This window comes from Streptomyces sp. H27-D2 (assembly GCF_035828615.1).
GTDB lineage: Bacteria > Actinomycetota > Actinomycetes > Streptomycetales > Streptomycetaceae > Streptomyces.
The window spans coordinates 5544-15724 of the sequence record NZ_JAYMZR010000115.1; the positions used below are offsets into that span (position 1 = coordinate 5544).

Annotated in this window: 8 protein-coding genes and 1 pseudogene; 3 read left to right on the plus strand and 6 right to left on the minus strand. The window is 72.4% G+C overall.

Annotated elements, in window-relative coordinates; translation table 11 throughout:
- Positions 1–98: 98 nt before the first annotated feature.
- The 6 genes and pseudogenes from QMK28_RS29720 to QMK28_RS29745 form a co-directional block, all read right to left on the minus strand.
- Entirely contained in the window at positions 99–446 is a 348-nt protein-coding gene (locus QMK28_RS29720; RefSeq protein WP_326442779.1) for an SH3 domain-containing protein, read from the minus strand.
- A 164-nt stretch (positions 447–610) separates the two neighbouring features.
- Entirely contained in the window at positions 611–1399 is a 789-nt protein-coding gene (locus tag QMK28_RS29725; RefSeq protein WP_326442790.1) for an amino acid ABC transporter ATP-binding protein, read from the minus strand.
- A gap of 83 nt (positions 1400–1482) precedes the next feature.
- The gene (locus QMK28_RS29730; protein WP_326442780.1) at positions 1483–2268 is read right to left on the minus strand and encodes an amino acid ABC transporter permease; all 786 of its coding nucleotides are present in this window, start codon (positions 2266–2268) and stop codon (positions 1483–1485) included.
- Positions 2268–3062, minus strand: coding sequence for a basic amino acid ABC transporter substrate-binding protein (locus QMK28_RS29735; protein ID WP_326442781.1), 795 nt, complete (start codon positions 3060–3062; stop codon positions 2268–2270). The genes QMK28_RS29730 and QMK28_RS29735 overlap by 1 nt, the downstream gene beginning before the upstream one ends.
- A gap of 271 nt (positions 3063–3333) precedes the next feature.
- The gene (locus QMK28_RS29740; RefSeq protein WP_326442782.1) at positions 3334–4683 is read right to left on the minus strand and encodes an SWIM zinc finger family protein; all 1350 of its coding nucleotides are present in this window, start codon (positions 4681–4683) and stop codon (positions 3334–3336) included.
- A pseudogene (locus QMK28_RS29745) lies at positions 4680–7647 on the minus strand (DEAD/DEAH box helicase). The gene QMK28_RS29740 and the pseudogene QMK28_RS29745 overlap by 4 nt, the downstream one beginning before the upstream one ends.
- 261 nt (positions 7648–7908) lie before the next feature.
- Here QMK28_RS29745 and QMK28_RS29750 point away from each other — a divergent pair.
- From QMK28_RS29750 to QMK28_RS29760, 3 genes are all read left to right on the plus strand, one after another.
- Positions 7909–8964, plus strand: a complete 1056-nt coding sequence (locus tag QMK28_RS29750; RefSeq protein WP_326442783.1) for a fatty acid desaturase family protein — start codon at positions 7909–7911, stop codon at positions 8962–8964.
- An 82-nt stretch (positions 8965–9046) separates the two neighbouring features.
- A complete protein-coding gene (locus QMK28_RS29755; RefSeq protein WP_326442784.1) occupies positions 9047–9229 on the plus strand; it encodes a hypothetical protein in 183 nt (60 codons plus the stop codon).
- Between the two features lie 210 nt (positions 9230–9439).
- Positions 9440–9982 (plus strand): MOSC domain-containing protein, encoded by a 543-nt coding sequence (locus QMK28_RS29760; protein ID WP_326442785.1) that lies wholly within the window; start codon positions 9440–9442, stop codon positions 9980–9982.
- The last annotated feature ends 199 nt before the right edge of the window (positions 9983–10181 follow it).

Here is a 10181-nt window from a genome sequence, read left to right on the forward strand (position 1 = left end):
ATACGGGAGGCGCCGGGGTGAGCGGCCTGCTGCGGCTCGGGCGGCGGACCAGGGACTCAGCGGGGGCCGCGGGTTGTGCGGACTCGCCGGCTGTCGGCTCAGCAGTGGTTGGGGACGTTCCCCTTGTCGTTGCCCTTCAGGTAGATGGCGCTGACATAACCCGTCCCACCGCTGTTGAGCTTGAGCCGCACCCAGTTGCGGTTGCTGATCCCGTGGTCCCTGACCAGGTCGCCTTCCAGCCAGCACTCCCCGGTGTAGCTGTAATCCTTGTTGACGACGCTGACCTCCCGCTCCCCGTTCGCGGGTCCGGCCTTCACCGATCCGTGCGTCCAGGCGACGACCATCGTGTCCGCCATGGCCGGTGCGGCCCCCAGCAGTGTGACCCCGACCAGCGCCGCGCCCGACCCGCTGAGGAAGAGCGCGCGCTTCATCCTGCTACCGAACATGCATATCTCCCGTTGACGATCCTGTAGCTGCGGACCAGGGGAGTGGCCGCGGTCCGCGCCCCTGATCCGGTGCGCACCACGCTTCCGCATGCCGTCGGCGGGCTCAATCCCTCAGTGGGGTGGGCGCGTGGACTGGTGTTCCCGGCGCACCGCGATCATCACACTCAGCCCTTGTCGGCCCGGGGTCCGGGCGGGCCGGTGTCCGGCATCTCGCCCACCTCGGCGGCGGCCGGGTCCAGCACCCGGGCCAGGAAGGTACGGGTGCGCGGGTTCTGCGGATCCCCGATGACGCGGGCCGGCTCGCCCTCCTCGACGATCACCCCGGCGTCCATGAAGACGACCCGGTCGGCGACCTCGCGGGCGAAGCTCATCTCGTGGGTGACCACCAGCATGGTCATGCCCTCGTCCGCGAGCGAGCGCATCACCGCCAGCACGTCCCCGACCAGCTCCGGGTCGAGCGCCGAGGTCGGCTCGTCGAAGAGCATCAGCTCCGGCTCCATGGCGAGCGCGCGGGCGATCGCCACCCGCTGCTGCTGCCCGCCGGAGAGCTGCGCCGGATACGCCGACTCCTTCTCCGCGAGGCCGACCCGTACGAGGTTGGCCCGGCCGATCCGCTCCGCGTCCGCCTTGCCGCGGCGCAGCACGCGCCGCTGGGCGATGGTCAAGTTCTCCAGCGCGGTGAGGTGCGGGAAGAGATTGAAGGACTGGAAGACCATGCCGATGCGGCGGCGGACCCGGTCGATGTCCACATCGGGGTCGGTGACCTCGAAGCCTGCGACGGTGACCCGGCCGGCGGTCGGCTCCTCCAGCAGGTTCACGCAGCGCAGCAGCGTCGATTTGCCGGACCCGGAGGGCCCGATGACGCACACCACCTCGCCGCGGCCGACGGTGAAGTCGATGCCGCCGAGCACCTCCACGTCGCCGAAGGACTTGTGCAGCCCCTCGACCCGGATGGCCGCCTCGGGGGTGGCGCCCCGAGGGTCCTGCGGATCCTGAGGGTCCTGCGAATTCTTCGTGAACGATGCGCTCAACGCGCTCACCTGGCCTTCGCCGTACGGGCTTCGAGCCGCCGCACCAGGTGGCCGAGCGGGAGGGTGATGACCAGGTAGCACAACCCGGCGATCAGGATCGGGGTCAGGCTGCGGTTCTGGTTGAGGGCGTCCCGGCCGAACTTGGCCAGCTCGTACTGGCCGAGCGAGAGGCCGAGCAGGTAGACCAGCGAGGAGTCCTTGGTGAGCAGGATCAACTCATTGGTGAGCGGCGGCAGGACGATCCGGAACGCCTGCGGGATGACGATCGAGACCATCGCCCGGGTGTGCGACATGCCGAGCGAACGGGCCGCCTCGACCTGCCCCTTGGGCACCGCCTGGATACCCGCCCGCATCGTCTCCGCGATGTAGGCGGCGCCGACCAGGCCCAGCGCGAGCATCACCGTGACGTACTGGTTCAGCGCGACCTGGAAAGCCAACGGCACGCCGAAGCCCAGGGCGATGAAGACCAGCAGCGCCGGAATGCCCCGGAAGAACTCGATGTAGCCGACGGCCAGCCACCGGTAGGGCGGCACCTGCGAGAGCCGCATCAGGGCCAGGATCAGCCCGAGGGCCAGCCCGAACCCGAAGCCGAGCAGGGTGTAGATGATGGTGTTGACCAGCGCGGTACTGATGATCTCAGGGAACTGCGCCTTGGCGACCTCGACGTCGAAGAACGCCCGGCGGATCTCACCCCAGTCCGCGGCCAGCGCGACGGCGAGCAGGACGACGGCCAGGACGGCGTATTGGGCGCCGCGGATGAGCCGCGCCCGCTGTCGACGAGACATCCGCATCACTTCTTCGGCGCGGTGCCGAACCACTTCTTGTAGATCGCGTCGTACCGGCCGTCCGAGCGGGCTTCCTTCAGCACCTCGTCGATCTTCTTCTTGAGGGCCTTGTTGCCGGTGCGCACCGCGATCCCGTACTGCTCACCGGTTTGGAACTCGGCCACGACCTTGGTGTCCGGGTTCTGCTTCGCGTAGTCGTAGAGCACGCCGTTGTCATTGATGCCCGCCTCGACCTGCCCGGTCTTCACCGCGGTCAGCAGCAGCCCGAGGTCCTCGAACTGGACCGTCTCAACGCCCTTGGCCTGCTTCTTGGCGTACTCCTCACCGGTGGTGGAGGCCTGCACGCCGAGCTTCTTGCCCTTGAGGTCGGCGAGCGTCTTGTACGCCTTGCCCTTCTTCGTGAGCAGCGCCTGCGTCGCTTCGAAGTACGGGTCGGAGAAGTCCAGGTTCTTCTGCCGCACCGGGGTGATCGTCATCCCCGCCGCGGCCAGGTCGCACTTGCCGGCGTTGAGATCCTCACCGGTCTGGATGCCCTCGAAGGGCGTGTCCACGATCTCCTGCTTGACCTTGAGGTCCTTGGCCACCAGGTCGACCAGGTCGACGTCGAAACCGACGACCTTCTGGCCCTTCTTGACCTGGAAGGGCGCGTACGGGAGATGGGTACAGGCCATCAATTTGCCGGGCTTGACCAGCTCGACGTCCTTGCCTTCGCCGCCCGTGGTCTTGGTGCTGCTGCACCCGGCCAGCACCGCGACAGCGGCGGCGGCCGCTATGAGGGGCAAGGGGGATCGGGAAGACACGGTGCCTCCAGGGCAGGATCGGCTTTCGTTCCCACGAGTCAGTGAGTTGCGCTGAATCCTGCCATCGGCGGTGGCCGCTGTCGTCGCCGCTGGGGTTGCGACCACGTAACGACCGGCTCCAGCCTGCTGTTACTTCTGCGGGCGGGGGCCAAGGCGGGGTGCAGAGCGGGGGGCGTGACGGGCCCGGGGACGGGCGCGAACCGACGCGTGGCGCGCCCCCGGCCGAGCCCCCAGCCGAGCCCCCAACCGCGCCCCCGCGTCCGGCCCTCAGTCAGCCCTCGGCCAGCAGAATCGCCAGCGCCGCCGCCGGATCGTGGTCGGCGGGCCCGGCCGGCCACCAGCTCCCGCGCTCCTTGCGGTACGGCCACCAGCGCCCGTCCCGCCCGTAGCGCAACTGCGCGTCGCTGCCGACCGCCGTCCAGCGGTTACGGGTGGCCCGCAGCCGGGGCCGCTCCTCGTCGTCCGCCCAGGCGGCGGCGAGCCCCGCCCGCGCGCGGGCCAGCGCGTCGGGACCGGGCGTCCAGTCCTCCTCCAGCACGTCGAGGCCGGCCGCCCCGCCGTGCTCCCAGGCCCGTACGGCCCGCGCCAGATCGGCGCGCTCGCGGCCCGAGCCGGTGGCGAGCCGGGCGGCGACCGGCGACCGCGGGGCGCGGGCGGCCAGCCGTACCGCGTCCTGCCAGGGCGTCAGCGCGGCAGGCGGCGCGGTCTCGGCGTGCCACGGGGACAGTGCCTCCGCGAGCAGCCGCTGCGCCCGCGCGGCGGTGTCCGCGACGAGGAAGCCCAGGGCGGCGACGTCGATGCCGGGCGCGCCGGCCGCGCCGGGCGCGGGCGGCCTGCCGCCGTCGAGGACCGGCGGCGGGCCGGGCTCGGCGACCCGGGGCGGCGCGGGGGGCCGCGGCGGCAGGATGTCGCGCGCCGCGGACGGCTCCAGCGCGCCGACCCCCGCGGGCGGCTGCGCGGGGGCGGGCGCGGACTCGTGCCCGACCGCCCGTGCCGCGCTGCGCCGTTGCAGTTCGTCGAGCAGCTCGCGCTCACCCCGGCCGCGCATCAGCAGCAGCACGAACGGGTCCTGGTCGAGCAGCCGCGCCACCTGGTAGCAGAGCGCCGAGGTGTGCGGGCAGTGGTCCCAGCTCTCGCAGCTGCACTCCGGTTCCAGGTCGCCGATGCCCGGCAGCAGGTCGACGCCCGCGGCGGCCGCGTCCTCGACGAGGATCGGCGGCATCTCACGGTCCAGCAGCGCGGCGATGTGCCCCGACCGGTCGGCGACCATGTCGAGCAGCCGGTCCCAGTCGGCCTCGCCCAACTGCTGGAGCAGCACGTCGGAGCGGTACGCGGTGCGGTCCCGGTCCTGCACCACCGCGGTGATCCGGCCGGGCCGCACGGAGACCGCGCCGACCGCGCCCTCGCGGGCGTACTTCCGTCCCCGCCTGAGCTGTTCACCGTCCAGGGCGGTGTCCTCCATGGCCTTGAGCCAGGCCCGGCCCCACCAGGTCTGCGCGAACCCGCGCCCTTGGGCAGGCGGCAGCGCCGCGAAGGTGCGCTCGGGGGCGGCGGCCCCGGGGTCGTCGTGGGCGGGGGGCGTGTCGTCGGCGTGTGCGTCGTCGGGGTGCGTGTCGCTCATCGTTCGGTCCTCCGCAGCTCGACCAGCTCTGCCAGCTCGGTGTCGGTCAGCTCGGTCAGCGCCGTTTCGCCGGAGCCCAGCACCGAATCCGCCAACTCCCTTTTGCGGTTGAGCATGTCGGCGATCCGGTCCTCGATGGTGCCCTCGGCGATGATCCGGTGCACCTGTACGGGGCGGTGCTGCCCGATGCGGTACGCGCGGTCGGTGGCCTGCGCCTCGACCGCCGGGTTCCACCAGCGGTCGTAGTGCACGACGTGCTCGGCGCGGGTCAGGTTCAGACCGGTGCCCGCCGCCTTCAACGACAGCAGGAAAACAGGCACTTCACCGTCCTGGAAGCGCCGCACCATCTCCTCGCGGCGCGGCACCGGCGTGCCGCCGTGCAGGAACTGGGTGGGGATGCCGCGCGCGGCCAGATGCGTTTCCAGCAGCCGGGCCATCTGGACGTACTGGGTGAAGACCAGCACGCTCGCGTCCTCGGCGAGGATGGTGTCCAGCAGCTCGTCGAGCAGCTCCAGCTTGCCCGAGCGGCCCGCGATCCGCGGCTGCTCCTCCTTGAGGTACTGCGCCGGGTGGTTGCAGATCTGCTTGAGCCCGGTGAGCAGCTTGACGACCAGGCCGCGCCGCGCGAAGCCGTCTGCGCCGGAGATCTCCGCGAACGTCTCGCGCACCACGGCCTCGTACAACCCCGCCTGCTCGTTGGTGAGCGAGACGGCGCGGTCCGTCTCGGTCTTGGGCGGCAGCTCGGGCGCGATGCCCGGATCGGACTTGCGCCGGCGCAGCAGGAACGGCCCGATGAGCCTGCCGAGCCGCTCGGCGGCCGACGGGTCGGCGCCGCCCTCGACGGCCTGTGCGTAGTTCCTGCGGAAGGCGCCGAGCTTGCCGAGCAGGCCGGGGGTGGTCCAGTCGAGGATCGCCCACAGTTCGGAGAGGTCGTTCTCCACCGGCGTGCCGGAGAGCGCCACCCGCGCTTTGGCGTCCAGGGTGCGCAGCTGCTTGGCGGTCGCCGAGAACGGGTTCTTGACGTGCTGGGCCTCGTCGGCGACGACCATGCCCCACTGGCCGCGCTCCCCGGCCGCGGCCAGCCGCCGGGCGTCCAGCCGCATCGTGCCGTAGGTGGTGAGGACGAACTCGCCGTCGGCCAGTTCCTGGAGGTCGCGGGCGCTTCCGTGGTAGCGGCGCACCGGGGTGCCGGGGGCGAATCTCTCGATCTCGCGCTGCCAGTTGCCCATCAGGGAGGTCGGGCAGACGACGAGGGTGGGGCCGGCGGCGGCCGGGTCCTGCTGTCGGTGGAGGTGCAGGGCGATCAGGGTGATCGTTTTTCCCAGCCCCATGTCGTCCGCGAGGCAGGCCCCGAGGCCGAGCGAGGTCATCCGGTGCAGCCAGTCGAGGCCGCGCAGTTGGTAGTCCCGCAGGGTCGCGGTGAGGGCGGCCGGCTGCGGTACGCGCTCGCCGGCGGCGGCGTCCGCGCGCTCCGGGTCGGCGAGCCGTTCGCGCAGCGCGGCCAGCCAGCCGGTGGTCTGCACCTCGACCCGGCCGCCGTCCGCCTCGGTGGTGCCGGTGAGGGCCGCGCCCAGGGCGTCGATCGGGGTGATCTTGCGGTCCTGCCGCTCGCGCGCCCGGCGCAGCGCGTCCGGGGTCGATCAGGACCCACTGGTCGCGCAGCCGGACGACCGGGCGGTTCGCTTCCGCCAGCCGGTCCAGCTCGTCCCGGGTGAGCTCCTGGTCGCCGACCGCGAACCGCCAGCTGAAGCTGAGCAGCGCGTCGGCGGAGAGGAAGGACGGCAGTCCTGACCCGGCCCCGCCGGGCTGCCCGCCGTCCTGGCTCTCGCCCTGGGGGCCGTCGTCGGGCGGGCCGACGACGGCTCGTGCGGTCAGCTCGCGCGCCACCTCCTTCGGCCAGTGCACTTGCACCCCGGCGGCGGCGAGCGCTCGGGAGGCCGGGCCGAGCAGCTCGGAGACCTCTTCGTCGGCCAGCTCGATGGCGTCGGGGACGGCGGCCGACAGCAGTGGGGCCAGCGCCGCCCAGGCGCCCGCGGCGCGGCGCAGCGTGAGCAGGGCGTCCATCCGGGCGCGCGGACCGAGGGCCGCGCCGGCCGGGGAGTCGCCCGCCCAGACCTCGGCGGCGTCGGCCACCAGCGTCGGGTCGGTGAGGCTGTGCAACTGGAGCACGGCCCGGAAGCGCGGGCCCCCCGGCGCACGCCCCCCGGCGTCGGCGGTGTCGGTACGGTCGAGGCCGTCCGCGTCACCGGGGTCGTCGTCGAACAGGCCCGGAACCTCGACGCGCAGCGAGACCCGTACGCCCGCGTCGTGGCCGGCGGCGACGTCGGCGGCCACGACGCGCTGTTCGGGCAGTCGCTGCGGTTCGGCCGCGGCGAAGGCCGGGCCGCCGGCGGCGAGCGCGGCGGCGGGGGAGCGAGGCAGTCCGTCACCGACCGCGTCCAGGAAGGCGCGCAGCAGCCACTCCGGTTCGGGCAGCAGCCAGGGCTCGCCGCCGGGCAGCGGGACCGCGTGGGCGTACGGCGGCATGGCGGCGGCGAGGTCGCGCACCCGCGCCAGATCGGCGGCGTCCAGCGGGCCGAGCCGCCAGGCGTCGTACGCCCCGGGGCTCAGTCCGGGCAGCAGCCGCCCGCGCGCGGCGAGCTGGAGGGAGAGCAGCGAAGCGGCGCCCCAGAAGGCGGCCGCCGTGCCGGCTCCCGCGGCGCGCGCCCGGGTGAGGATCGGCAGTGCGTCGGGGACGGGCAGGAACAGGGCCGGCACGGTGCGCGCGACAACTTCGGCGTTCTCGGGGAGTACGACGATCAGCTCGGTGACGTCGGCGCTTGCGGCGTCCGCGAGCGGCGGTTCGCCGTCCGGCCGCCAGAAGGCGACGTGGCCGCCGCGCGGAGGATCGGCGGGCAGAAAGACCGCTGCGCAGTGGGAGAGTTCGGAGATCTCGGAGGGCGTTGCCGCGGGGAGTGATGCCACAGTGCTGACGCATTCCTCAAATTTGACTAGTGGTGACCGGAGCGGTCGAGGGTACCCGAAACGGGAGCCCTGCCGAGAACCCTCCAAGGACCCCTTTGGTGAGGCTGGTCACAGGATCTTCCTCCGTGGTACACCTGGCCCCCCTGTCGCATCCGGGGGATGACCCCCGGGTGGATCCGGGTGGTGCCGCCATGGCCGCAGGGTCGCCGTCGTCGGTAAGTTGATCAACGACGGCGAACCGACGACCAACCGGAGATCCCCATGCCCCAGGCCACCGTGACTGTCCCCGTACCCGCGGCGGCCGAGGACAGCACCGATGTGGCGGGCAGCGAATTCGCTCCCCTGCTCCGACAGGTCAGGCAACACGGCCTACTGGAACGTCGCCGCGGCTGGTACGCACTCGGCATCACCCTCAATCTCCTGGTCCTGGGCGCCATCGGCACCGGCGTCGTGCTGCTCGGCGACAGCTGGTGGACCCTGCTGCTCGCGGTCCCCGCCGCCGTGTTCTCGGCCCGCACCGCCTTCGTCGGACATGACGCGGGGCACGCCCAGATCGCGAAGAGCCGCCGCGCGCACCGCGTCATCGGCCTCATCCACGCCAACCTGCTGCTCGGCATGAGCCGCTCGTGGTGGAACGACAAGCACAACCGGCACCACGCCAACCCGAATCACATCGACAAGGACCCGGACGTCGGCGTCGGCGCGCTGGTGTGGACCCAGAAGCAGGCAGCCGAGCGCGAGGGCTTCCTGCGCTGGCTCACCCGCAACCAGGCCCGGCTCTTCTTTCCCATGCTGCTGCTCGAAGGCATCGCGCTGAAGATCTCCAGCTTCCAGGACCTCAAGCGGCAGCAGCCGCGCGAGCGCGTCGTCGAGGGCCTGCTGCTGACCGCTCACCTCATCGGCTACTTCGCTCTGCTCCTGTCGGTGATGTCTCCCGGCAAGGCGGTCGTCTTCGCGCTGGTCCAGCACGCGCTCTTCGGCCTCCACCTGGGCATGGCCTTCGCGCCGAACCACAAGGGCATGGAGATGCCCGACCCGGACGGCGAGCGCTGGGGCCACCTCAAGCGGCAGGTCCTCACCTCCCGCAACGTACGCGGCGGCCTGCTCACCGACTGGTTCCTCGGCGGCCTCAACTACCAGATCGAGCACCACCTCTTCCCGAACATGCCGCGCCCCAATCTGCGGCGCGCCCAGCCGCTGGTCCGCGCGCACTGCGCCGCACTCGACGTCTCGTACGCCGAGACCGGACTGATCGCCTCCTACGGGCAGGCGCTGCGGCACATGCACGAGGTCGGGGAGCCGCTCCGCGCCCAGTAGCGCAGTAGCGTGGAACGCGGAGGGCGGCGCGCCCGTTCACCGGATGAGTGCGACCGCAGACGGTCGCGGAGGAGGCATGGACATGTCCAGGAATGCGCAAGTCGCCGTCGGCGGAGTGGTCGTCGGCATCATCCTGCTCGCGACCATCGGCTGGTTCGGGCTGCTGGTACTGATCGGTGTCCCCGTCGCCGCCTACCTCATGCTGGACACCTCCCAGCGGCGCTGGCTGCGCCGCCGGGTCGGCCGCAAGCAGATCGGGCGCTGAGCGGCCGGGTCGGCAGCCGGACCGCTCCGGACCCCGCCGGGTCGCGCACGGCCGAGTGCTCACGGCCGAGTGCTCACGGCCGAGTGCTCCGGGCGGGCCGTCCGGAGCACTCGCCGCGCTCTGACCGCCGGGCCCACGACCTGTCGGGCGGGGCTGGGTAGAATCGCCGCGACGTGGCGTTGCGGGCCGGGCGAAGGGGAGTGCCGACCGATGAGCGGGACGGTGGCGGCGGTCAGCCGCAGCGGGGAACACGAGTTCAGCAAGCCGACGCGGGACAGCATCACACTGCTGGCCGGCCTGGGCGTCGAGGGCGATGCGCACCTCGGCGTCACGGTGCAGCACCGCTCCCGAGTGGCGCAGGACCCCACGCAGCCCAACCTCCGGCAGGTGCACCTCCTGCACGCCGAGCTGTTCACCGAGGTGGACGAGGCGGGTTTCCGGGTCGCGCCCGGCGAGCTGGGGGAGAACGTCACCACGACCGGCATCGACCTGCTCGGCCTGCCCACGGGCACCCTGCTGCGTCTCGGTGACGACGCGGTCGTGGAGATCACCGGCCTGCGCAATCCCTGCCTGCAGATCGACGGATTCGACAACGGCCTGCTCAAGCAACTGGTCGGCCGGGACGCGGACGGCAATGTCGTCCGTAAGGCCGGGATCATGAGCGTGGTGCGGGAGAGCGGAGTGGTACGGCCCGGTGACGCGATCCGGACCGTCCTGCCCGCCGAACCGCACCGGCCGCTCGAACGGGTCTGAGGCCGGCTTTCCGGGACCCGCTGCTCACCGGTGTCCGGGCCCTGCCCCTGATCGCCCGCCCCCGACCGCCTGCCCTGACCGCCCGGAGCCTGAGCGCGGCCCGCGCTCAGGCGGGCCGTACGGCCAGGCTGTCCAGCGAGGCCAGCAGCGCGGGCAGCTCCGGGCCCCGGCCGACCGGCAGCACCTCGCCCGGGTCGTC

Coding starts and splice junctions, on each gene's coding strand:
- QMK28_RS29720 (WP_326442779.1), bottom strand. CDS start 446: ATGTTCGGTAGCAGGATGAAGCGCGCGCTCTTCCTCAGCGGGTCGGGC.
- QMK28_RS29760 (WP_326442785.1), top strand. CDS start 9,440: ATGAGCGGGACGGTGGCGGCGGTCAGCCGCAGCGGGGAACACGAGTTC.
- QMK28_RS29750 (WP_326442783.1), top strand. CDS start 7,909: ATGCCCCAGGCCACCGTGACTGTCCCCGTACCCGCGGCGGCCGAGGAC.
- QMK28_RS29740 (WP_326442782.1), bottom strand. CDS start 4,683: ATGAGCGACACGCACCCCGACGACGCACACGCCGACGACACGCCCCCC.
- QMK28_RS29755 (WP_326442784.1), top strand. CDS start 9,047: ATGTCCAGGAATGCGCAAGTCGCCGTCGGCGGAGTGGTCGTCGGCATC.
- QMK28_RS29730 (WP_326442780.1), bottom strand. CDS start 2,268: ATGCGGATGTCTCGTCGACAGCGGGCGCGGCTCATCCGCGGCGCCCAA.